Here is a 20,432-nt window from a genome sequence, read left to right on the forward strand (position 1 = left end):
GGATCGCAGTAGATGAAGCAGGCGCCCGACGACGTCATCGAGAGTTCCCCGGCCTTTCCGGAGGACGCCATCGAGGTCGGGCGCGTGCTGGACGCCTGGGGCATCAAGGGCTGGCTGAAGATCCTCAGCCATTCCGCCGATGCCCAGGCGCTCTTCGCCTCCCGCCGCTGGTTCATGAAACCGAGCGAGAAGGCCCTGCCGGGCAAGCCGCATGTCGTGCCCCCCGTGCTCAAGATTCTTTCCGTCCGCGACCATGCGGACGGCATCGTCGCCCAGGTCGAAGGCGTGGCGGACCGCAACGGCGCCGAGGCGCTCAAGGGCGCCCGCATCTTCGTCTCGCGCAGCGTGTTCCCGGACACCGGCGAGGACGAGTTCTACTGGGTCGACCTGATCGGCATGAGCGTCGTCAACAAGGACGGCCAGACGCTGGGCGAGGTGATCGACCTGATCGACACCGGCCCGCACTGCGTGCTGCGCATCCTGCCCGCCGGCAAGACGGCGCCGGTCAAGCCGGACGAGGAAATCCTGATCCCGTTCGTGAACGCGTTTGTCGGCACCGTCGACAAGGCCGCGCGGGTCATCCCCGTGGACTGGGATCTGGACTATTGAAGCCGTCGGGCCCGATGCCCATGCGCTTCGACGTTCTCACCCTCTTTCCTGAACTCTTCGACCCCTTCCTGCGGGTCGGCGTGACGCGTCGCGCGTACGAGAGCAAACAGGTCGACGTGCGGCTCTGGCAGCTGCGCGACTATGCGGAAGACAACTACCGTCGTGTCGACGACCGTCCCTTCGGCGGCGGTCCCGGCATGGTCATGCTGGCCGCGCCGCTGGAGCGCGCGCTCACGGCCGTGAAGGCCGATCGTGCGGCCACCCATCCCGGCGCTCCGGCGGTGATCCATTTCAGCCCCACCGGACGCAAGCTCGACCAGGCGCTGGCTCAAGAGCTTGCGCAAGGCGAGGGCGCCATCCTGCTCTGCGGCCGCTACGAAGGCATCGACCAGCGTGTGCTGGACCGCCACGTGTCGATGGAGATCAGCCTCGGCGATTTCGTGCTGTCCGGCGGCGAACTGCCGGCCATCGCGATGCTCGATGCGATCGCGCGTCTGCAGGAAGGCGTGCTGAACGACGCCGCCTCGCACCAGCAGGACAGCTTCTCGGACGGACTGCTGGACTGCCCGCACTTCAGCCGCCCGGAGGTCCTGGAGACGCCCGACGGCCCGTTGCCGGTGCCGCCGGTGCTGCTGTCCGGCCATCATGCCGAGATCGCCCGCTGGCGTCGCGAGCAGTCGTTGGCCCTGACATGGCGCCGCCGGCCCGAGTTGATCGAGGCCGCGCGCCGCGACGGCAAGCTCGACAAGAAGGACGAGAAGTTCCTCGCGTCGCTGCGCACGACCCAGGGCGGAACGATCGCCAAGACGGGCGAAGTTTGACGATCGCCCAACCACGTCTATAATCGCGGGTTTTTCCGATCCTCTACTGGGCTGATGGGGCAAGGGCGGTGCTTTGACACCGTTGGTTGAATCCCCACGCGGGCGGCGCCGAAGAATTCCTTCGAAGGTGTCCTGTCCTGGAATCATCCTGATTCGCGCCGGCAAGATCACAGGAGATCCTCGTGAATCTGATCCAAACCCTCGAGCAAGAAGAAATTGCTCGCCTGAACAAGACCATCCCCGTTTTCGCTCCTGGCGACACGGTGATCGTCAACGTGAACGTCGTCGAAGGCACCCGCAAGCGCGTGCAGGCCTACGAAGGCGTCGTGATCGCCCGCCGCAACCGCGGTCTGAACTCCAACTTCATCGTCCGCAAGATCTCGAGCGGCGAAGGCGTTGAGCGGACGTTCCAGCTGTACAGCCCGCTGATCGCTTCGATCGAAGTGAAGCGCCGCGGCGACGTCCGTCGCGCGAAGCTGTACTACCTGCGTCAGCGTTCGGGCAAGTCGGCGCGCATCAAGGAAAAGCTGGCCATCAAGTCGGCCTGATCCTCGGCGCAAGCCACCCCAAAGCCGCTCCAAGGCCCTGCCCGGAGCGGCTTTGTCGTTTCTGGCGTCCAATCGGGGCTTCGCGCCCCGAGCGCCCACGAACAAGTCCGGCACACCGGACGACCCTGCCGCATGCCGACGCCTCCTTCCAGCCGTCCCGCCATCCAGGATCCCCGCGCCATCCCCGTCACCGGCACCGATGCGCATCTCCCCGCCGTCCCCCGCGAGCGCCTGACCCCGGCCTGGCTGCGTGAGCGCTTCCTGCACCCGCTGAGCATCGACCCGGAGCTGCCCGGCGACGGCGGCCTCTTCCCGGGCCGCACGACGACGCAGGCCGCGGTGCTCATCCCGCTGGTCCAGCGCGCCGAAGGCCTGCACGTGCTGCTGACGCAACGCACGGCGCATCTTCGGGACCACGCCGGCCAAGTCAGCTTCCCCGGCGGCCGCGCCGAGCCGGAGGACGGCTCGCCCGAGCGCACCGCGCTGCGCGAGGCGGAGGAGGAAATCGGCCTCGACGAGCGCTACGTGGACCTGATCGGTCAACTCCCCGTCTACCGCACGGTGACGGCCTACGAGGTCACGCCGGTGGTGGGACTGATCCGTCCGGGCTTCTCGCTGAGGCTGGATGCCTTCGAGGTGGCGGAGGCGTTCGAGGTCCCGCTGGAGTTCCTGATGAACCCCGCGCACCACCAGCGCCACACCTTCGAGTACGACGCGGGCGACGCGACCGGGGAGGCCGCCAGCGACAACGGCCCCCTGAAAGGCCGACGGCAGTTCCTGTCGATGCCGTGGACGGGGCCAGGTCTTGCGGTGTCGAACGTGGACCCCGACGTGGCGCTGACGGCGGGCGCTTCGAAGGAGTTCTTCATCTGGGGGGCGACCGCCGCGATGTTGCGCAATCTCTACCGCTTCCTGCAGGTCTGAGCCACGGCAGGGGGCAGGGGGACACCGATCCCTCTTCGACGGGTGTGCGGGCCGCTATCATCCCGGGCCATGAACTTCTTCGCGGTCTTGCTGGCGCTGGTGTGCGAGCAGCTCAAGCCTCTGCCGCACGGGAATCCGGTCCACCAAGGCATGATCGCCTGGGTGCGCTGGACCGGGCGCAACTTCGACGCGGGCCGGTCGCACCATGCGGCCGTCGTGTGGACGATCACCGTCGTCGGTCCGGCCCTGCTGGTCGGGGCGATCTACGCGCTCGTGCGGCCCTACAGCCTGCTGCTTTCGCTGGCGATGGATGTGCTGGTGCTCTATCTGACGCTGGGCTTCCGCCAGTTCAGCCACTACTTCACCGACATCCGTGACGCGCTGGAGCGTGGCGACGAGCTCGAGGCCCGCCGCCTGCTTGCTGAATGGCGTCACCTCGACGCCAGCGAGCTGCCGCGCACCGAGCTGCTGAGACACGTGCTGGAGCACTCGCTGCTTGCCGCGCACCGGCATGTCTTCGGGGTGTTCTTCTGGTTCGTGCTGTTCTCGACGCTGGGCCTGGGCCCGGCGGGGGCGGTGCTGTACCGGATGGCTGAATTCGCTGGCCGCTACTGGGCCTTCAAGAGCCGCACACTGGACGCGCCGACCAACGAGCGCCTGATGGAGCTTTCCCGCAAGCTGTTCGGGATGATCGACCACATCCCTGCGCGCCTGACGGCGACGGGCTTTGCGATCGTGGGCAACTTCGAGGAGGCGGTGAGTTCCTGGCGGCGCGACTCGGCGCTGTGGGCCCACGACAACGAGGGGATCATCCTCGCTTCCGCCGCAGGTGCCGTCGGCGTGCAATTGGGCGGCAGCGCCGCCCCAGGCGTCACGCCGGACCGCAGCAAGACCTTCGAATCTGGCGGCGACATGGATGCGACGCGGGCGGAAGGTTCCACTGGTGGTGTCCCACCCCAACTGGGTCACCTGCAGAGCGTGGTCGGCCTCGTCTGGCGCTCGGTTGTCTTGTGGATGATGCTGCTGGCGCTACTGACGCTGGCGAACCTGGTGGGCTGAGCGCGCCTTCCGCGCGCAGACGATCTCCGGAGCTTGGCCGGGTCCGGCGGCGAAGCCGAGCGTTCCAAAACTGACTTGAGCGCCGTCTGTCCGAGCGGCGCGAACCGCAGGTGAGCAAAGCGAGTTGGCGCGCCCGCGAGGCCCGAGCCGCCGGACCCGGCCAAGCTCTGCGCACGCCCCAACCTGAAGTTCAAGCGTCCCGCACATCGGCCAGCACCTGCTGGCCGAAGTCTTTTCTGGCGAGGAACTTCAGCACCTGAGCCGCGGTGTCCTGGGCGCTGGCCAACTGGCCTTCGGCCTTGAAGGCCGCAAAGCGGTCCCGGTCCGGGAACTTCGACGAATCGCCGCCGCGCAACTGGGCCTGCATGTCGGTGTCGATGATGCCGGGCGCCAGCGAGACGACGCGTGCGGCGTGTTCCCCCTTGGCTGCCTTGTGTTCCTCGTCCAGCGCGATGGCGCGGCTGAGGTTGTCCATGCCGGCCTTGGCCGCGCAATAGAGCGCGCTGCCGGCCATGGCGCGGCGGCCCAGCCCGGACGAGATGTTCAGCACCTTGCGCTCGGCGGGCCAGTCGCGGGTGGCGTCGAGGAAGGCCGCGCTCAGCAGCACGGTCGCCTCCAGGCCGACGCGCAGCGCGGCGGACAGTGCCTCCAGCGACTCCCCGTCGATGGGGCCGGGCGTGGTGACGACGCCGGCGTTGTTGATCAGCGTCGCGGTGGTCCAGTCGCGGGGCTGCGTGCGCAGCCAGTCGGCCAGGTGCTGCGCGATCGTCAGCGGACTCGACAGATCCGCCTGCCATTGCTGCAGCGGCAGACCGCGCTCATGGGCGAAGCGCTCCAACGCCTCGCTGCGGCCCCGGGCGATGCCGATGACCAGATGGCCGGCCTCGAGCGACTGGCGCGCCAGCGCCTCGCCCAGGCCGCGCGAGCTGCCGGTGATGATCGTGAGGGAATGCGCTTGGGAAGAGTCGGTGGACACGGTCGAGGACATCGGGAATGCTCCTTGGGCGGATGGCGGGATGCTCGCTCAGAAATCGGGCGGCGAATGCAATGAAAGCGGCGGCGCATCGAGCACCGTCGGCAGGCTGAGGTCCCGTGCATGCAGCAGCAGGCGGGGTGCCTGCGCGAGGACCTCCGGCGGCGCGTACAGCGCGTCGCCGAGGATGGGATGACCGGCGGCCAGCAGATGCACGCGCAGCTGGTGCGAGCGCCCGGTGACCGGCTCGAGCTCGACGCGCGTGGTGCGTGCCGCGACGTCGCGGCCGAGCACCCGCACGCGGGTCAGGCTGGGTTTGCCGCGCTCGTGGTCGACCATCTGCCGCGGGCGATTCGGCCAATCGACGATCAGCGGCAGGTCGATCTCGAACGCGTCACGTTCGATGAGGCCCGCCACGACCGCCTCATAGCGCTTGTCGACGAGCCTCGCGGCGAAGGCCTCGCTGAGCGCACGCTGCATCGCCTCGCCGCGCGCGAAGACGATCAGGCCGGAGGTCGACTGGTCCAGCCGATGCACGATCAGCGCATCCGGAAATTCAGCCGCCACGCGCGCCCAGGCGCAATCCTGCTTGTGCTCGCCGCGGCCGGGCACGGACAGCAGGCCCGACGGCTTGTCGACGACGACGCGCCATCTGTCCGCATGGACGATGGTCAGTGCCGGCAGGGTGGGATCAATCATGGAGGCGTCGTTGAAGCATCGTCCAGGTGTCATCCCAAGGGCGTTGCAGTTCAGAACTGGTGGATCCACCCGGACTGCATCGCCGACTGCGGATTCGATCCTGCCGCGCTGACCGCCTCGAGCGATTGCGCCGCGGGCACGCCCAGCCGCTTCAGCACGCACGCGGCCATCGTGCCGGTGCGGCCCATGCCGGCGGCGCAATGCAGCAGCACGCGGTCGCCCATGCGCAGGCCCTGAGCGATGTGCTCCACACCTTGCCGGAACGCCGCGCTGTCCGACGCGAGACCGAAATCGCGCATCGGCACATGCAGCCAGCGGAAGGGCAGCCGGCCCTCGGCGATCGCTTTGTGATACGGCGGCGAGAGCTCGGCGACTTCCTCGAGCGGGTTGAGGCAGACCACCACGTTGAGCTGATTCAGGCGCGCCTCGTCGAGGAAGGCGCCCCAGGACTCGCGGCGGCCCGGCATCGACTGCAGCCACAGCCGGCCCGGGATGGCGTCGGGGAGGGGAAGGGGTCGGAAAGCCATGCCCCCGATTGTCGGGTCTCCCTGCTGTAGGCGATGTTAATCAACTAAAAGTTTATTAATTGAACGGACGGCGCGATCATGGCGGCACGGCGTTCAGCGCCTCGTTCGACGCCATGCCGGAGCCAGGCGCGAAGTCACAACAACGCAAGCAGAAGGAGCTCGCCATGATCAGGATCCAGGGACTCGACCATCTCGTGCTGCGCGTGCGTGATCTGCCGGCGGCGCTGCACTTCTACGTGGACCTGCTGGGTTGCACCGTCGAGCGTCGTCAGGAGGAGATCGGGCTGGTGCAGTTGCGTGCGGGCGCGCAGTTGATCGACCTCGTGCCGCTGGACGGCAAGCTCGGCCGTGTCGGTGGCGCGGGCCCGGGCGCGGAGGGGCGCAATGTCGACCACTTCTGCCTGCGCGTCGAGACGCTCGACGAGCCCGCGCTGCGTCGCTGGCTGACGTCGCAAGGCGTCACCGTCGACACTTATGGCTCGCGCTACGGCGCTGAGGGCGACGGACCGTCGCTGTACCTGTTCGATCCCGACGGCAATGCCCTCGAGCTCAAGGGCCCGCCCTGGCCGGCGGGGCTGCACGAGGCGCTGGACCAGGCGGTGAAGTTCGGCCCGATGTACGGCACCGAGGCGCTGCCGCTCTTCAACCATCTGCCGATGGCGCTCGGCGCGCTGGGCCGGCTGGGCGCGCCGCGCGAGTCGCTGCAACGTCACATCGACCATTGGGCGCCGCTGTCACGTGTCGCGGACGATGACGAGGTGCCGCCACCCTCCGTCGAGGACGCGCTGCGTCGTGTGCTGGCGGCGCCCGAAGCGCAGGCCTTCCATGTCGCGATCCGGCTCGCCTATGCGCTGCAGTCGGGGCATCGTCAGGAACTCGACGCGGCGCTGAGAACGACGATCGGGCTGGAGAGCCCGCTCGGCGCGCCGGTGCCGGCGGGGCAGGGGCGTGAAAGCCTTCGTGAGGTCATCGATGCGGTGCGTGCCGATCCCGCGCTCGCCATGCCGCTGATGCCAGGCACGCTGATCACGACGCGGATGCAACGCGCCGCGACGCTGCCGGGCTTCGACGGCTACGTGGAGCGCCCGCGATTGACGCTCGACGCGCTGGCGGAAGCCTCGCTGGCCGTGTACCTGTCGCGGCACCAGTTCGCCTCGTTGCACCTGGTGACGGGCACGCATGCGCTGCGCGTGCTGCTGGAGGCCGCCGCCTCACGTGGCTTGGCCGTCGACGAGGGCCAGGTCTTGCGCACCGTCTGGCGCGCTTGGCTGGGCACCTATCTGTCGGAACTGCGTCCGGCGCCGGCCTGGGCGCTGGTCCACGCGGGACAGGCGACGGAGGAGGACTGGACGCGCGAGTTGCCCGGGCTGCACGCGTCGATGAACGACCACCGCATCAAGGTCGCCGACGCCGCGCGCGAGGAATGGCGCCATCGCGGCTGGCCCGGCTATGCCTTGTGTCTGCGCCGCGAAGGGGCCGCACAATGAGCGCCGTGCTGTCTTCCTCCGAGTCCTCCGCGACTGCCACCTCGCCGGCGCCGCTGCGCCATCCGCATCTGCTGCTCTGGGCCGTCTGCGCGCTCGCGCTGATGAGCACCGCCGGCGTCGCGCTGCCGTACCCGATCCTGGCGCCGATCTTCGTCAGCGGGCCGGTCGACGACTTCACCCATTTCCTCGGCCTGCGGCCGGAGCTGCTGATGGGCCTGGCGCTGGCGGTGAACCCGGCCGGCATCCTGGTCGGCAGCCTGGTGATCGGGCCGATGTCCGACCGCTACGGCCGGCGCCGTGTGCTCAGCGTCACCATCACCGCGACACTCGTCGGCTACGGGCTGAGCGCCTTCGCGCTGGCCTCGCGGGACTATCCGCTGTTCGTGCTGTCGCGCTTCGCGACGGGCCTGACCGAAGGCAACGTCGCCGTCGTGCGGGCGCTGCTGGCCGACTGGCATCCGCAGCTCGAGCGCACGCGCAGCTTCGCGTGGCTCAACGCGAGCCTCTACATCGGCTGGCTGGTCGGGCCGCTGCTCGGCGGCCTGACGCTGCCCTGGGGCGAGGCGGTGCCCTTCATCGTGGCGGCCGTCGTGATCCTGCCTTGCCTGGTGCTGCTCGGCTTCGGGCTGCCCGACGACCGGCCGACCGCCAAGCCCGAAGGCGGAATGCTCGCCGCGATGCGGCGCCAGCAGTCGCTGGGGCTGATCGCCCAGGATCCGGTGCTGCGCCACCTCGCGCTGCTGCAGCTGGCGTACACGCTGGGCGTCAATGCGCTGTACGAGTTCGCGCCGCTGTGGATGCTGCAGCAGGCGGGGCTGGACAGCCGCGGCATCGCGCTGGTCACCGCGGTGCAGTGCGCGGCGATGACGGCGGCCAGCATCTTCGCGGCGCGCATCGGCTCCGGGCCGACGCCGCTGCACCGCGCGGCGCGCTTCGCGGTCGTCGCGGCGATCGGGCTGCTGGCCTTGAGCCTCGCGCCCTCGTGGCTGGGACTCGCGTTGATCCCGTTGCTGGGGGTGCCGCTCTCGTTCTACAACGCGCTGATGCCGGCATGGATGTCGGAGCGCTTCGCCGCGCATGGCCAAGGCCGCGTGATGGGTCTGCTGACGACGGTCTTCTGCCTGTCCAACACCTTGATCGCGCTGATCGGCGGCGCGCTGGGCATGCTGTCCGCGCGCTGGATCATGCTGCTGGGCGGCACGATGTGCCTGGGCGCGGCGATCGGCTTCATCCGCTTCGCGAGGCGCCATTCATGAGTCAAGGGAACGAGGACCGGCTGCTGTTCGAGCTCAAGAGCCGCGGCCCACAGGCGGCGGCCGCGCTGGCGGCAACCGTCGCCATCACGCCGATGGGCGCGCACAAGCTGCTCGCGCGCCTGGAGGAGCAGGGACTCGTCGTCGCGCAGGACGATCAGCGCGGCGAGGCCGGACGGCCGCGCAAGCTGTGGTCGTTGACGGCGGCGGGCCACGGGCGTTTCCCGGATCGGCATGCCGATCTCACGGTGCAATTGATCCAGCAGGCGCGCGCGGTCTTCGGCGAGGCGGGGCTCGATCAGTTGATCGGCGCGCGAGAGCGCGACAGCGAACTGCGTTATCGAGCGGCGATCGACCGGTGCCGCACGACCGGTGACCGTGTGCGTGAACTCGCGAGGCTGCGCGCGGAAGAGGGCTACATGGCGCGCGCCGAGCGCATCGGCAAGGACTGGCTGCTGGTGGAGGATCATTGCCCGATCTGTGCCGCGGCGCAGAGCTGCCAAGGCTTCTGCCGTTCGGAGCTGGCGCTGTTCGAGCGCTGTCTGGGTCCTGGACTTGCCGTCGAGCGCACCGAGCATCTGCTCGCGGGCGCGCGGCGCTGTGCTTATCGGATCAGCGCGGTGTAGTGGACTGCGGAGTCCGCTGGCCCTCACCCCCACCCTCTCCCGCAAGCGGGAGAGGGAGTAAGAAGGGCGCCAATGTCACGAGACGATGTACGCTGCGGCGCCGGTGGCCAGCAGTCGGCCCTGCTCATCGGTGAACGCCATCCGCGTGTTGGCGACGCGGCTGCCCAGGCGCATCACCTCCGCCTCGCAGCGGAAGAGGGCGCCGATGGCGGGTCGCAGGTAGTCCACGCGCAGGTCGATCGTGCCGAGCTTGGCGAAACGCTGCAGCCGTTGCTGCGGCGCTTCGTCGAGATGGCGCGCGCCGATCGCCGCCATCACCGCCAGGCCGCCCATCGAATCGAGCGTCGCGCTGATCACGCCGCCATGCAGCCGGTTGTGGGCGTAGTGCCCGACCAGGTCCGGTCGCATGGGGATGTGGGCCCGCACGATCTCGTGCTGCAGCTCGTCGATCTTCACGCCGAGCACCTGGTTGAAGGTGATCAGCTTTTCGAAGATCTCGCACAGGGCGGTGGTGAACTCGGGCTCGAAAGGGCTCTTCACGTCGGTCATGGGCGCGGACCATAACGCAAGGCCGTGCACCGCAGGAGAGCGCTCGCCCTAATCCGCGCGCACACGTACGCCGTGCGGGCGCCGCTCCCCTTGAACTGCCTCAGTCCACACGTGCGCCGGGGCCGCGGAACGCAGAAGCGGCGAGTGCGCTCAGCCGTCGCCGAAGGGGCTGAGACCGGCCTCGATGAGCAGGGCCTTCGCGCGCAGGACGACCGGCTTGTCGATCATCAGATCGCCGAGCTTGGTGGCGCCGAGGCCGTCGCGATCGGCGATGTCGAAGGCGGCGACGATGGCGCGCGCCTGCGTCACCTGCTCGGGCGTCGGCGTGTAGCAGGCGTTGATCGCGTCGACGAACTTCGGATGCACGACCACCGCGCCGCGGAAGCCGAGCGAGCGGGCCTGCTGCAGCAGCGCTTCGAATTCCTCGACCTTGCCGAGGTTGGCGATCGAGCCGACGAAGCCCACGGGCAGCACGCCGGCCGCGCGCGCCGCGTACAGCACCATCAGGCTCGGCGTGAGCAGCGCCTGGGGCGTGGGAAGGCCGCCGACGTCGAGCGAGAAGTCCTCGCTGCCCAGCATCATGGATTGCACGCGCGGCGAGGCCGCAGCGATGTCGTGGAGCCGGGGCAGCGCCGCGGCGGACTCGATCTGCAGCAGGAAGCGGACTTCGCCCGCCGGCAGACCGGCCGATCGTTCGAGCTCGTCGACGACGCCGGCCAGCAGCTGGACATCGCGGGCGTGCTCGACCTTCGGCAGTACCAGCAGGCGCAGGCCCGGCGACACGGCGGCGCGCAGGTCGTCGATGGCCGTGTTCAGCGCGCCGTTGATGCGCACCGCGGCGGCCTTGCCGCCCGCGTGCACGCGCCCGATCGCGGTCGCCACGCCGGCGCGCGCGGCCGCCTTCCTGCTCGGATGCACGCCGTCCTCGAGATCCAGGATCACGACATCGGGTGTCTTGTTCAAGGCGCTTTGAAGCAGACGCTCGCTGTCGGCGGGGACGAACAGGTAGGACCGGTAGAAGCGGTGCGACGGAGCGGTCGACAAGGGGGATACGGGTGATGCCGGCAATGCGGGCGATGCGGGCGATGCGGGCGATGCGGGGCGGGCGTTCATCACTGGTCCTTCAGCCATTTGTCGTTGTCCTGGCCGAGCGCCGGTGCGGGTCGGCGCACCGGCGGACGCGCGCCGTTGATCTTGAAGGGCACGGCGTGCACGGACACCGTGCGGCCGTCCGGCGTCTGCGCGTCCAGCAGCAGTTCGCGCTCTCGGACGTAGGGGTGCTTGAGCAGGTCCTCGATGTCGCAGACCTCGCCGGCGGTGATGTCGCGTTCCTCGAAGAACGCCAGCGCTTCGGCCAGCGTGAGCGTCGACAGGTGCCCCTGGATCAGCGCGTCGAGCGCGTCGATGTTGGCGAGCCGCGCCTCGTGCGTGGCGAAGCGCTCGTCCTTCAGGGCCTCGGGCTTCCCGATGCCGGCGAAGAGCCGCTGCAGCGTGCCCGCCATGCCGGCGGACAGCGCGACCCAGCGACCGTCCTTCGTCGCGTAGACGTTGCGCGGCGCATGCGTCGGCGAGCGGCTGCCGGACCGCTGCGTGGCCTGGCCGGTAAGCTGGAACTCGGAGGCCTGCGGGCCGAGCATCGAGAACAGCGGCTCGAAGAGCGAGAGGTCGATCTCCTGGACCGTCGGCGAGGGATGGGCGCGCTGCCGATGCAGCGCGGCCAGCGCGGCGGTCGAGCCGTGCAGTCCCGCCACCGAGTCGGCGAGCGAGAAGGGCGGCAGCACCGGCGGCCGGTCCGCATGGCCGTTCATCGCGGCGAAGCCGCTCATCGCCTCGATCAGCGAACCGAAGCCGCCCTTCTTCGCGAACGGGCCGGTCTGTCCCCAGCCGGAGATGCGGACCACGATCAGGCGCGGGTTCAGCCGCTGCAGCACGTCCATCCCCAGCCCCATCTTCTCGAGCGTGCCGGGGCGGAAGTTCTCGACCAGGATGTCGGCGCGCGCGATGAGCGATCTCAACGAGGTCATGCCGTCGTCCGAGCGCAGGTCCAGCGCGACGCTGTCCTTGTTGCGGCTGTACTCCATCCAGTAGGTGCTCACGCCCTGGCGCTGCCAGGCGCGCAGGTCGTCGCCGCGCTCCGGCGACTCGATCTTCACGACCGACGCGCCGAGATCGGCGAGCACATGCGTCAGCACGTTGCCCGACACCAGCCGCGACAGGTCGATCACGAGGACATCCGACAGCGGCTGGCGCTCGTCGGGGAGGGAGGGCTCAAGGCTCATGGAGGCGCTTCCTTTCATGGAAGCAGCCTACGGATGCGCGACGCCGCTGGGAAATACGGATGTCGACTAGGCGCTAGTCGGATCCGGACTAGCGGGCTTGCGGAGAGCGCCGCGCGGAGTGGCGCGCGACTTCACGCGTGGGCTCAGGCGCGGGCTCAAGCGGGAAGTCAGGGACGACGTCGACGACGCGTTACGCGAGCGTCGCGGGCCACTGCCCGGTCAGCACGAGTTCCCGGATCACTTCATCGACGAGGTCGCTCACCGCGCGCGCCGCGGGCCCTGGCGAACGGGTCAGCGCGAAGCAGCTGCAGATGGTCCGCCGGATCTCCGGATCGCGGATCACGGACTGGCGCAGGCGGCCCTGGCGCAGTTCCTCGCTCACCGAGCCAGGCGACAGGATCGTGTAGGCGAGGCCCGCGGCGATGGCGCTCTTGACGGCGGGCAGCGAGTCGATCTCGGCCACCACGTCGAGTTCGACGCCATGGGCCCGGCAGGCCGCATCGATGATGCGCCGCAGCCCGTGCTCCGTGTTGGGCAGGATCATGGGAAAGCGGCTCAGCTCGCGCAGCGCGAGCTCGCGCCCCAACGGCTGCGCGCCGGCACCCGCGGCGCCCACCAGCACCAGTTGCTCCGTCAGCAGCTGCCGCTGCGACAACCATGGCTCCTGGCGGTCCTCGAAGAGGATGCTGAGTTCCAGCCGCCCCGCCTGCAACCATTCGCGCAGGAAACCGCTGTGGCTCTCGACGATGCGCAATTTGACGAGCGGCAGCCGCGTCCGCACCAGGCGCAGCAGCGGCACCGTCGCCGCCAGCGCGACGGTCGTGGGCAGGCCCAGGATGACCTCGCCGGCGAGGTGCTGCTCGTCGGCCAGCACCGAGGCCTTGGCGGTCTCGAGTTCCGCCAACACCTTGCGCGCCTGCTCGACGAAGCGGCGGCCGTTGTCGGTCAAGGCCATGCCGCGGCTGGAGCGGATGAACAGCGGCGCGCCGAGTTCCTCCTCCAGCGCGACGATGTGCTGGCCGAGCGCCGGCTGGGCCAGGTGCAGCAGCCTGGACGCCTTCAGCAGGCTGCCGGCGTCGGCGACGCCGATCAGATACCTCAGCTGGCGCAGTTCCACGAGATGATCTCCAGAGACCGCTCAGGGTGCGGCCCCTCACACCATACCGAAGTGCGCGCCGTGTGGTCTGACGCCGATGCGCCAATCGCGCACCGGGCGCCTTGGCACAATGCGCGGCATGAGCGACACGACTTCCCCTGCGACTTCCACGGCCAGCGACGCCGCCCGGCCCGACGGTTTCCTCCGCGTGCGCGCCGCGCTGCGCGCGCTGTCCCATGAACACGAGCCGCGATGGCTCGAGGTCTCGGCCCGCAGCTCGCAGGAGGCGGCCGACGCCCTCGGCGTCGCGCTGGGGCAGATCGCCAAGAGCGTCGTGTTCAAGCGCAAGTCCGACGGCGCGGCCGTGCTGGTGATCGCCTCCGGCGACAAGCGCGTCGACGAGCGCAAGCTCGAGGTCCACACCGGCAAGCTCGGCCGGGCCGACGCCGACTACGTGAAGGCGAGTACCGGTTTCTCGATCGGCGGCGTGTCGCCACTCGGCTTTCAGCCGGCGGAGGAGCGCGCCGCGCCGCAGCTGTTCATCGACCAGGAGCTGTTCCGCTTCGACGCGATCTGGGCCGCGGCCGGCCATCCGAACGGCGTGTTCCTGATGACGCCGCAACAGCTGGTCGCGCTGACCGGCGCGCCGGTGATCGAGGTCGCGCAGTGAGCGACGTCGCCCGCACGCCCGAAGGCCGCGTCGCCTCGCCCTGCATCAACATCTGCAAGATGCATGAGCCCACCGCGCTGTGTCGCGGCTGCGCGCGCACCATTCCCGAGATCGCCGGCTGGAGCAAGTCGGACGACGAGTCGCGCATCCGCCTGCTCGCGCTGCTGCCCGAGCGCCGCGCGCTGCTGATCGCGCACGGCGCGCTCGCCACCGAGCCGCTGCCCAAGGTCTGAACGGAGCGACGATGGTCACGATCGATTTCTACTTCGACCCGATCTCGCCGTACGCGGCGCTCGCCTTCGAGCGGCTGCCCGAGGCGCTGGCCGGTCGCAGCGTCGCGGTCCGCTACGTGCCCATCCTCTTCGGCGCGATGCTGAACGCGCTCGACCACAAGGGCCCCGCCGAGATCCCCGGCAAGCGCGACTGGACCTACCGCCAGGTGTCGTGGCTCGGCCACCGGCTCGGCGTGCCGCTGGACCTGCCGGCGGCGCATCCTTTCAATCCCTTGCCCCTGCTGCGCCTGTTGTGGGCCACCGCGCCAAGCGCCCACGACGGACCGGGGACGCCGGGCCGCTACGCGGTCGAACGCATCTTCCACCATGTCTGGCGCGGCGGGCTCGACGCGGCGGATCCGCAGCGCCTGGCCGAGCTGACGGCGGAGCTCGCGCCCAGGCGCGATCCCGCCTCGGCCGAGGTCAAGGCGGCGCTGCGCGAGGCCACCGACGCCGCCGTCGCGCGCGGCGTCTTCGGCGTGCCGACGATGGCCGTGGACGACAAGCTGTTCTGGGGCCTCGACGCGATCGGGATGCTGACCGGCTATCTGGACGGCGACGCGTGGTTCGACGGCCCCGCGTGGGACGCGGCGCGGACCTTGCCGGTGGGTGTGCAGCGCGGTTGAGCGCGAGCGGTCGTCGTGATGACGACGAGGTCGCGAGAAGAGGGGAACGAAGGCGCTCCGCCCTCGAATGTCGCCGTAGGGACATACCCTCTGATGCGGCGCGCAGGCACCGAAATTCCGCATCGAGAAATACGAAGCGAGGGTTGCACCCGGGTTTGTCAGCCTGAGGCAAGCAAGTCGTCAGAAACGGGTCAGAGCGCGCTCGGATAGTCGCTCCCCAAGGGCCATCGGTCGATGGCTCTGGGAAATCCCGAGGAGACAATCCCATGGCAACTGCAAGCGCAGTGACCACCAATGCGCCGATGACGGCCGAAGAGAAGAAGGTGATCTTCGCCTCTTCCCTGGGCACGGTGTTCGAGTGGTACGACTTCTACCTGTACGGCTCGCTCGCCGCGATCATCGGCAAGCAGTTCTTCACCGGCCTGGATCCGACGGCGCAGTTCATCGCGTCGCTGATGGCGTTCGCGGCGGGCTTCATCGTGCGTCCGTTCGGCGCGCTGGTGTTCGGCCGCCTGGGCGACATGATCGGCCGCAAGTACACCTTCCTGGTGACGATCCTGATCATGGGCCTGTCGACCTTCATCGTCGGCGTGCTGCCCACCTACGACACGATCGGTCCCGCCGCGGCGGTGATCCTGGTCGGCCTGCGCCTGCTGCAGGGCCTGGCACTGGGCGGCGAATACGGCGGTGCCGCGACCTACGTCGCCGAGCACGCCCCGCACGGCAAGCGCGGCGCGTACACCTCGTGGATCCAGACCACGGCGACGCTGGGGCTGTTCCTGTCGCTGATCGTCATCCTGGGCACCCGCACGGCGCTCGGCGAGGCGACGTTCGCGGCCTGGGGCTGGCGCATCCCGTTCCTCGTGTCGATCCTGCTGCTGGCGATCAGCGTGTGGATCCGGCTGTCGATGAACGAGTCGCCCGCCTTCCAGAAGATGAAGTCCGAGGGCAAGACCTCCAAGGCGCCGCTGTCCGAGTCCTTCGGCGAGTGGAAGAACCTGAAGGTCGTGCTGCTGGCGCTGTTCGGCCTGGTGGCCGGCCAGGGCGTGGTCTGGTACACGGGCCAGTTCTACGCGCTGTTCTTCCTGCAGAGCGTGGTCAAGGTCGATCCGGCCGCGGCCAACATCATGGTGGCGGTGGCGCTGCTGATCGGCACGCCGTTCTTCGTCGTGTTCGGCACGCTGTCCGACAAGATCGGCCGCAAGCCGATCATCATGGCGGGCCTGCTGCTGGCGATCCTGACCTACTTCCCGCTGTTCAAGGCGCTGACCAACGCGGCCAACCCGGACCTGGCGAAGGCGCAGGCGACCGCGCAGATCACGCTGACGACCGATCCGGCGCAGTGCTCGTTCCAGGGCAGCCCGATCGCGCGCGACGTGGACTTCACGACGCCTTGCGACATCGCCAAGCGCGCCCTGGCGCAAGCCGCGGCGAACTACGAGACCGTGCCCGGCGCGGCCGGTTCGGGTCAGGTCAAGGTCGGCGACAAGATCGTCGAGGCGCCGACCGCGACGCTGACCGCCGGTGGCCACAAGTTCGACGAGGACAGCACGAAGAAGATCGCCGCGTTCAAGAAGGATCTGGCCGACGCGATGAAGGCCGCGGGCTACCCGTCCAAGGCCGACCCGGCCAAGGTCAACACGCCGCTGGTGATCGCGATCCTCGCGGTGCTGGTGCTGTACGTGACCATGGTCTACGGCCCGATCGCCGCGATGCTGGTGGAGTTGTTCCCGACCCGGATCCGCTACACCTCGATGAGCCTGCCGTACCACATCGGCAACGGCTGGTTCGGCGGCCTGCTGCCCTCGATCAGCTTCGCGATGGTGGCGCAGAACGGCAACATCTATCACGGCCTCTGGTACCCGATCGGCATCGCCGCGCTCACCCTGGTGATCGGCCTGCTGTTCGTCCGCGAGACCAAGGACGTGGACATCTACGCCCGCGACTGAGCGAGCGCAAGCACGATGGCATCGGCGCTCCGGCGCTGATGCTGCCAACGACAAGGGCGGCCTCTCGGCCGCCCTTGTTCCTTTCTGCGTCCGTCCTGCGGGATGCGGGGGCGAGGCGTCACGCTTGGATACAGGTGGCGCTCAGCCTGCTGTCAGGCTTGCTTCCCACAATGGCCCCCGACCCGGTCAGTCTGTCGCGACCGGCAACCTCAAGAGGATCTCGGAACCATGTGGAAAATCGTCGTTGGATTCATCGTCTTCGCTGCCATCGCGCTGTTCGTGCTGATGAAGAGCGGCGGCAACATCGACCTGACGGGCGAGAAGCACGACGTGACCGGCGGTCACGCCGATCAGGCCGCGAGCGACGCGGCCTCGGCGGCGATGGCGGCGGCTTCCGCGGCGCTGCCGGCCGAAGCGGCATCGGTGGCCGCCTCCGGCGCCTCGCAGTAAACGAGTCAGCCCGCGTCGCAACCAGCGACGCGGCCCCGCGGACCGGTCACCCGACCCGGTCCTCGCCGGCGGCGCGCAGCGGCGCGTCGACCGGCAGGCGCATCATCATCCACGTGCCTTCGCCTGGCCGCGAGATCACCTCGATCTGGCCGCCCAGCACGTTCGTCACGATGTTGTGCACGATGTGCATGCCCAGCCCCGAGCCGCCCTTGCCGAGCTTGGTCGTGAAGAAGGGATCGAAGATCCGGCGCACGATCGACGCGTCCATCCCGAGGCCGTTGTCGTCGACGCAGAGCTCCACCGTGGCCTCGTCGAGCCGGTGGCAGCTGACCCGCACCTCGCCCTGCGCCTCGCCCTCGAAGGCGTGGACCAGCGTGTTCATCAGGAGGTTGGTCAAGACCTGACCCAGCGCGCCGGGATAGCTGCTCATGCGCAGGTCCGGCTGCAGGTCGGTGACGATGCGGAAGGGCGTGTGCTTGAAGCTCGGCTCGACCATCACGAGCACGTCCTCGACGACCTGCGCCAGCTCGAAGTCGCGCCGCGTGTCGCTGGTCTGGTCGATGGCCACCTGCTTGAAGTCGCGCACGAGGTCGGCCGCCTTCTGGACGTTGCGGTGCAGGATGTCCTGGCCGCGCCGCGTGTCCTTGACGAGCTCCTCGAGCTGGCTGCGCCGCATCGGCGTGTTGTCGGTCAACATGCGGTCGAGCTTGCCCCAGCGGTCCTCGAGCGCCGACACCACCGTCAGCGCGTTGCCCAGCGGCGTGTTCAGCTCATGCGCGACGCCCGCGACCAGCCGGCCGAGCGAGGCGAGCTTCTCCGACTCGACCAGCTCGCGCTGCGCGGTCTTGAGGTTGGCCAGCGCCTGCGTGAGTTCCGCGTTGGATTCGGTCAGCTGGACGGTGCGCTGCGCCACCTGGTCCTCGAGCGTGCTGGCATGACCGCGCAGGTCGTCGAAAGCCTTCAGCAGCGCGAGCCGCATACGTTCCATGGCCTTGCCGACGCGCGCGATCTCGTCCTCGCCGCCGAAGGCCAGCGGCTTGTCGAGCTGGCCGGACGCCAGCTCGTCGGCGGCCTCGGACAGCCGCGCCATCGGGCGCAGCACGCGGCGCTGCATCACGACCAGGATCAGCCCCAACGACACCGTCAGCGTCAGCAGACTGCGCCACAGCGCGTTCCAGAGATCGACGCGCTTGCGCGCCATCAGCGGCTCGGCGCTCATGACCACGGTCAGCTTGGCGATCTCGCGGCCGTCGCGCAGCACGGAGCGTGTCTCGCTGAGCGTCATCGCGTCGTCGGGCGTGCCGCGGTGGAATTCGATGAAGGCCTGCTGCGCGGCGTTCTCGGTCACGACGACGGAGACGAAGCGCGGATCGTCGACCTGCGCCTTGACCATGGGCTCGGCCAGGTCGGGCGAGACCTGCCAGATCGGCTCCGCCAGCGACAGCGCCAGCACCTCCGAGACGCGCGACAGGTCGCGCTGCAGGTCCTCCATCACGACGCGGCGGCTCAGCTGCTGCTCGTACAGCAGCACGCCGCCGGTCGGCAGGGCCAGGCCCGCCAGCAACGCCAGGATCACGGCGCTGCGCAGAGAAGTCTTCATCAGGGCCACGTCCGTCCCTCTCAACCCTTGTGACGGCCGATTATGCAAGTCGACGATGAACGACCTCATGCGGCGAAACGCTCATCCGCCGCCAGCACGGTCACGCGGTTGCGGCCCTGGGCGCGCGAGGCCTGCAGCGCCTGGTCGGCGCGGCCGATGAAGTCCCGCGCGCTGTCGCCCTGGCCGAGCTGCGTGACGCCCACGGACAGGCTCAGGCGCCGGTCCGCGTCCACCTGCAGCTGCGCGACGCCATGGCGCAACTGTTCAGCGAGCGTGTAGGCCTCGTGAAGGCCGGCGCCCGGGATGAGCAGCGCGAACTCGTCGTCCTCGATGTGCGCGGCGACGTGGTGGCTCTGCGCGACGCTGCGCACGGCGTTGGCGACCTGCCGCAGCGTGTCGTTCAGGCGAGCTTCGCCGAGGCGCTCGCGCAGCGCCGGGAAATCGTCGATGTCGCCCAGCAGCAGGCACGGCGCCGTCGGCGTGCCGACGTCGGGACTGCGCAGGCAGTCGGCCAGCGCGCGGTCGAAACCGCGTCGGTTGCTCAGGCCCGTCAGCGGATCCAGCAGCGCCTCGCTGCGCGCGCGGTGGACCTCCTGCCGCAGCGACGCGACCTCCTGGCGGCTCGCCTCCAGCTTCGCCACCAGGCCGAGGACCGCGTGGCCCATGTCCTGCGTGCCCTGCAGCGCGGCCGCCAGCACCTGGACATGCTGCCCCGGCGCGGCGTCGCGCAGCGAGCGCTCCCAGCCCTGCAGGGCCCGCGCGTACTGCTGCACCTGCTGGCCCGCCTGGTCGGTGCAGTCGGACACGCCGCGCAGCACGTCGCCGACGTCCCGCGCCAGCGTGACGGCCATCTGTTCATCGAGCTCGGCGATGTGCTTGCGGTAGAGCGCCCAGGTCTGCAGCTCGTCCAGCGTCGCACCGTCCTGGGTCAGTCCCATCAGCTCGCGGCTGAGCGCGCCGTTCATCGCGGTCACGTGCTCGTACCAGACGGCATACGTGACCGGATGCAGCGCGGCGCGCTGTCTGGACATCAACGGCAAAGCGGTCCGCAGCGCCTGTGCGCTGGCGGCAATGCTCTCGGTGTACCTCATCGGCAGGGTCCCTCGCAGGTCCGGAACCTGTCACGTCCGTCGACGCGCGGTCCCTTGTCGTTTCCTATCCCCACTTCCACTTCCACTTCCACTTCCACTTCCACTTCCACTTCCGCCGTGCGCCGCTCGATGGCGGCAGGCGCTCCCGGACTTCGGCGCGGTGGGGCCAGGTCTTGAGGGCACCACCGCACCTTGGCGGCGCGGGCCGCAACTATTCACGCGATAAGGGACAGGGAGGGGACACGCCTTCGAAGACCGAGCAGAAGCCAGCGGCACCGGTGCCCCTCTTCGCTCAATCGCCTCCTCACGCTCGGCATTCGCTTC

The 20,432-nt window shown here is 69.3% G+C and carries 22 protein-coding genes and 1 pseudogene; 14 read left to right on the top strand and 9 right to left on the bottom strand.

Features of this window, described 5'->3' with window-relative positions; translation table 11 throughout:
• Nucleotides 1-12 precede the first annotated feature (12 nt).
• From rimM to ACQ4L4_RS02375, 5 genes are all read left to right on the top strand, one after another.
• A complete protein-coding gene (rimM, locus tag ACQ4L4_RS02355) occupies nt 13-609 on the top strand; it encodes a ribosome maturation factor RimM (RefSeq protein ID WP_431102598.1) in 597 nt (198 codons plus the stop codon).
• Nucleotides 610-629: 20 nt separating this feature from the next.
• A complete protein-coding gene (gene trmD, locus ACQ4L4_RS02360; protein ID WP_431102599.1) occupies nt 630-1,430 on the top strand; it encodes a tRNA (guanosine(37)-N1)-methyltransferase TrmD in 801 nt (266 codons plus the stop codon).
• A gap of 182 nt (nt 1,431-1,612) precedes the next feature.
• The gene (gene rplS / locus ACQ4L4_RS02365; protein ID WP_431102600.1) at nt 1,613-1,978 is read left to right on the top strand and encodes a 50S ribosomal protein L19; all 366 of its coding nucleotides are present in this window, start codon (nt 1,613-1,615) and stop codon (nt 1,976-1,978) included.
• A gap of 132 nt (nt 1,979-2,110) precedes the next feature.
• Complete coding sequence (locus ACQ4L4_RS02370; protein WP_431102601.1) at nt 2,111-2,902, top strand: NUDIX hydrolase; 792 nt, start codon at nt 2,111-2,113, stop codon at nt 2,900-2,902.
• 69 nt (nt 2,903-2,971) lie between these two features.
• Nucleotides 2,972-3,961, top strand: a complete 990-nt coding sequence (locus ACQ4L4_RS02375; protein ID WP_377156050.1) for a CobD/CbiB family protein — start codon at nt 2,972-2,974, stop codon at nt 3,959-3,961.
• A 190-nt stretch (nt 3,962-4,151) separates the two neighbouring features.
• Here ACQ4L4_RS02375 and ACQ4L4_RS02380 read toward each other — a convergent pair whose 3' ends face one another.
• From ACQ4L4_RS02380 to ACQ4L4_RS02390, 3 genes are read right to left on the bottom strand one after another with little or no spacing between them, the layout of a single operon-like run.
• Nucleotides 4,152-4,949 (bottom strand): SDR family NAD(P)-dependent oxidoreductase, encoded by a 798-nt coding sequence (locus ACQ4L4_RS02380; RefSeq protein ID WP_431102602.1) that lies wholly within the window; start codon nt 4,947-4,949, stop codon nt 4,152-4,154.
• A 36-nt stretch (nt 4,950-4,985) separates the two neighbouring features.
• Nucleotides 4,986-5,633: a pseudouridine synthase gene (locus ACQ4L4_RS02385; RefSeq protein ID WP_431102603.1), complete on the bottom strand. Its 648-nt coding sequence runs from the start codon at nt 5,631-5,633 to the stop codon at nt 4,986-4,988.
• A gap of 50 nt (nt 5,634-5,683) precedes the next feature.
• A complete protein-coding gene (locus ACQ4L4_RS02390; protein ID WP_431102604.1) occupies nt 5,684-6,160 on the bottom strand; it encodes a protein-tyrosine phosphatase family protein in 477 nt (158 codons plus the stop codon).
• 164 nt (nt 6,161-6,324) lie between these two features.
• Here ACQ4L4_RS02390 and ACQ4L4_RS02395 point away from each other — a divergent pair.
• The 4 genes and pseudogenes from ACQ4L4_RS02395 to ACQ4L4_RS02410 form a co-directional block, all read left to right on the top strand.
• Nucleotides 6,325-6,732: pseudogene (locus ACQ4L4_RS02395) on the top strand (VOC family protein); the annotation flags it as partial.
• Between the two features lie 465 nt (nt 6,733-7,197).
• Nucleotides 7,198-7,647: a questin oxidase family protein gene (locus ACQ4L4_RS02400; RefSeq protein WP_431104850.1), complete on the top strand. Its 450-nt coding sequence runs from the start codon at nt 7,198-7,200 to the stop codon at nt 7,645-7,647.
• Nucleotides 7,648-7,652: 5 nt separating this feature from the next.
• The gene (locus ACQ4L4_RS02405; protein ID WP_377156043.1) at nt 7,653-8,903 is read left to right on the top strand and encodes an MFS transporter; all 1,251 of its coding nucleotides are present in this window, start codon (nt 7,653-7,655) and stop codon (nt 8,901-8,903) included.
• On the top strand, nt 8,900-9,526 hold the full coding sequence (locus ACQ4L4_RS02410) for a helix-turn-helix transcriptional regulator (protein ID WP_431102605.1): 627 nt from the start codon (nt 8,900-8,902) through the stop codon (nt 9,524-9,526). Before ACQ4L4_RS02405 ends, ACQ4L4_RS02410 begins: the two co-directional genes overlap by 4 nt.
• Before the next feature lie 75 nt (nt 9,527-9,601).
• On the opposite strand, the gene ACQ4L4_RS02415 is transcribed toward ACQ4L4_RS02410, so the two are convergent.
• The 4 genes from ACQ4L4_RS02415 to ACQ4L4_RS02430 form a co-directional block, all read right to left on the bottom strand.
• Nucleotides 9,602-10,075 carry a thioesterase family protein gene (locus tag ACQ4L4_RS02415; RefSeq protein ID WP_431102606.1) on the bottom strand — a complete coding sequence of 158 codons (474 nt, stop codon included), beginning with the start codon at nt 10,073-10,075 and terminating at the stop codon, nt 9,602-9,604.
• 150 nt (nt 10,076-10,225) lie between these two features.
• Nucleotides 10,226-11,188: an HpcH/HpaI aldolase/citrate lyase family protein gene (locus ACQ4L4_RS02420; protein ID WP_431102607.1), complete on the bottom strand. Its 963-nt coding sequence runs from the start codon at nt 11,186-11,188 to the stop codon at nt 10,226-10,228.
• Nucleotides 11,188-12,354: a CaiB/BaiF CoA transferase family protein gene (locus ACQ4L4_RS02425; RefSeq protein ID WP_431102608.1), complete on the bottom strand. Its 1,167-nt coding sequence runs from the start codon at nt 12,352-12,354 to the stop codon at nt 11,188-11,190. Before ACQ4L4_RS02425 ends, ACQ4L4_RS02420 begins: the two co-directional genes overlap by 1 nt.
• Before the next feature lie 190 nt (nt 12,355-12,544).
• On the bottom strand, nt 12,545-13,471 hold the full coding sequence (locus tag ACQ4L4_RS02430; protein ID WP_431102609.1) for a LysR substrate-binding domain-containing protein: 927 nt from the start codon (nt 13,469-13,471) through the stop codon (nt 12,545-12,547).
• A gap of 118 nt (nt 13,472-13,589) precedes the next feature.
• Here ACQ4L4_RS02430 and ACQ4L4_RS02435 point away from each other — a divergent pair, with 118 nt between their 5' ends.
• The 5 genes from ACQ4L4_RS02435 to ACQ4L4_RS02455 all read left to right on the top strand — a co-directional run bounded on the left by ACQ4L4_RS02435 (nt 13,590) and on the right by ACQ4L4_RS02455 (nt 17,417).
• On the top strand, nt 13,590-14,120 hold the full coding sequence (locus ACQ4L4_RS02435) for a YbaK/EbsC family protein (RefSeq protein WP_431102611.1): 531 nt from the start codon (nt 13,590-13,592) through the stop codon (nt 14,118-14,120).
• Nucleotides 14,117-14,353 carry a DUF1289 domain-containing protein gene (locus ACQ4L4_RS02440; RefSeq protein WP_377156027.1) on the top strand — a complete coding sequence of 79 codons (237 nt, stop codon included), beginning with the start codon at nt 14,117-14,119 and terminating at the stop codon, nt 14,351-14,353. The genes ACQ4L4_RS02435 and ACQ4L4_RS02440 overlap by 4 nt, the downstream gene beginning before the upstream one ends.
• 11 nt (nt 14,354-14,364) lie before the next feature.
• Nucleotides 14,365-15,018: a 2-hydroxychromene-2-carboxylate isomerase gene (locus ACQ4L4_RS02445; protein WP_431102612.1), complete on the top strand. Its 654-nt coding sequence runs from the start codon at nt 14,365-14,367 to the stop codon at nt 15,016-15,018.
• A gap of 266 nt (nt 15,019-15,284) precedes the next feature.
• Nucleotides 15,285-16,967: an MFS transporter gene (locus tag ACQ4L4_RS02450; protein WP_431102613.1), complete on the top strand. Its 1,683-nt coding sequence runs from the start codon at nt 15,285-15,287 to the stop codon at nt 16,965-16,967.
• Nucleotides 16,968-17,195: 228 nt separating this feature from the next.
• Complete coding sequence (locus ACQ4L4_RS02455) at nt 17,196-17,417, top strand: hypothetical protein (RefSeq protein ID WP_377156019.1); 222 nt, start codon at nt 17,196-17,198, stop codon at nt 17,415-17,417.
• A gap of 46 nt (nt 17,418-17,463) precedes the next feature.
• Here ACQ4L4_RS02455 and ACQ4L4_RS02460 read toward each other — a convergent pair whose 3' ends face one another.
• Nucleotides 17,464-19,017 carry a sensor histidine kinase gene (locus ACQ4L4_RS02460; protein WP_431102614.1) on the bottom strand — a complete coding sequence of 518 codons (1,554 nt, stop codon included), beginning with the start codon at nt 19,015-19,017 and terminating at the stop codon, nt 17,464-17,466.
• Between the two features lie 65 nt (nt 19,018-19,082).
• Nucleotides 19,083-20,108 carry a GGDEF domain-containing protein gene (locus ACQ4L4_RS02465; RefSeq protein WP_431102615.1) on the bottom strand — a complete coding sequence of 342 codons (1,026 nt, stop codon included), beginning with the start codon at nt 20,106-20,108 and terminating at the stop codon, nt 19,083-19,085.
• Between the last annotated feature and the right edge of the window lie 324 nt (nt 20,109-20,432).

The sequence above is a fragment of the Roseateles noduli genome (assembly GCF_050626985.1).
In the GTDB taxonomy this organism is placed as follows: Bacteria; Pseudomonadota; Gammaproteobacteria; order Burkholderiales; family Burkholderiaceae_C; genus Roseateles; species Roseateles noduli_A.

Excerpts from the sequence above, each read along its gene's own strand:
- ACQ4L4_RS02375 (WP_377156050.1), top strand. The coding sequence starts at position 2,972 with ATGAACTTCTTCGCGGTCTTGCTGGCGCTGGTGTGCGAGCAGCTCAAG.
- trmD (WP_431102599.1), top strand. The coding sequence starts at position 630 with ATGCGCTTCGACGTTCTCACCCTCTTTCCTGAACTCTTCGACCCCTTC.
- ACQ4L4_RS02410 (WP_431102605.1), top strand. The coding sequence starts at position 8,900 with ATGAGTCAAGGGAACGAGGACCGGCTGCTGTTCGAGCTCAAGAGCCGC.
- ACQ4L4_RS02425 (WP_431102608.1), bottom strand. The coding sequence starts at position 12,354 with ATGAGCCTTGAGCCCTCCCTCCCCGACGAGCGCCAGCCGCTGTCGGAT.
- ACQ4L4_RS02455 (WP_377156019.1), top strand. The coding sequence starts at position 17,196 with ATGTGGAAAATCGTCGTTGGATTCATCGTCTTCGCTGCCATCGCGCTG.
- rimM (WP_431102598.1), top strand. The coding sequence starts at position 13 with ATGAAGCAGGCGCCCGACGACGTCATCGAGAGTTCCCCGGCCTTTCCG.
- ACQ4L4_RS02420 (WP_431102607.1), bottom strand. The coding sequence starts at position 11,188 with ATGAACGCCCGCCCCGCATCGCCCGCATCGCCCGCATCGCCCGCATTG.
- ACQ4L4_RS02415 (WP_431102606.1), bottom strand. The coding sequence starts at position 10,075 with ATGACCGACGTGAAGAGCCCTTTCGAGCCCGAGTTCACCACCGCCCTG.
- ACQ4L4_RS02380 (WP_431102602.1), bottom strand. The coding sequence starts at position 4,949 with ATGTCCTCGACCGTGTCCACCGACTCTTCCCAAGCGCATTCCCTCACG.
- ACQ4L4_RS02385 (WP_431102603.1), bottom strand. The coding sequence starts at position 5,633 with ATGATTGATCCCACCCTGCCGGCACTGACCATCGTCCATGCGGACAGA.
- ACQ4L4_RS02400 (WP_431104850.1), top strand. The coding sequence starts at position 7,198 with ATGCAACGCGCCGCGACGCTGCCGGGCTTCGACGGCTACGTGGAGCGC.
- ACQ4L4_RS02460 (WP_431102614.1), bottom strand. The coding sequence starts at position 19,017 with ATGAAGACTTCTCTGCGCAGCGCCGTGATCCTGGCGTTGCTGGCGGGC.
- ACQ4L4_RS02445 (WP_431102612.1), top strand. The coding sequence starts at position 14,365 with ATGGTCACGATCGATTTCTACTTCGACCCGATCTCGCCGTACGCGGCG.
- ACQ4L4_RS02390 (WP_431102604.1), bottom strand. The coding sequence starts at position 6,160 with ATGGCTTTCCGACCCCTTCCCCTCCCCGACGCCATCCCGGGCCGGCTG.
- ACQ4L4_RS02450 (WP_431102613.1), top strand. The coding sequence starts at position 15,285 with ATGGCAACTGCAAGCGCAGTGACCACCAATGCGCCGATGACGGCCGAA.
- ACQ4L4_RS02435 (WP_431102611.1), top strand. The coding sequence starts at position 13,590 with ATGAGCGACACGACTTCCCCTGCGACTTCCACGGCCAGCGACGCCGCC.
- ACQ4L4_RS02370 (WP_431102601.1), top strand. The coding sequence starts at position 2,111 with ATGCCGACGCCTCCTTCCAGCCGTCCCGCCATCCAGGATCCCCGCGCC.
- ACQ4L4_RS02465 (WP_431102615.1), bottom strand. The coding sequence starts at position 20,108 with ATGAGGTACACCGAGAGCATTGCCGCCAGCGCACAGGCGCTGCGGACC.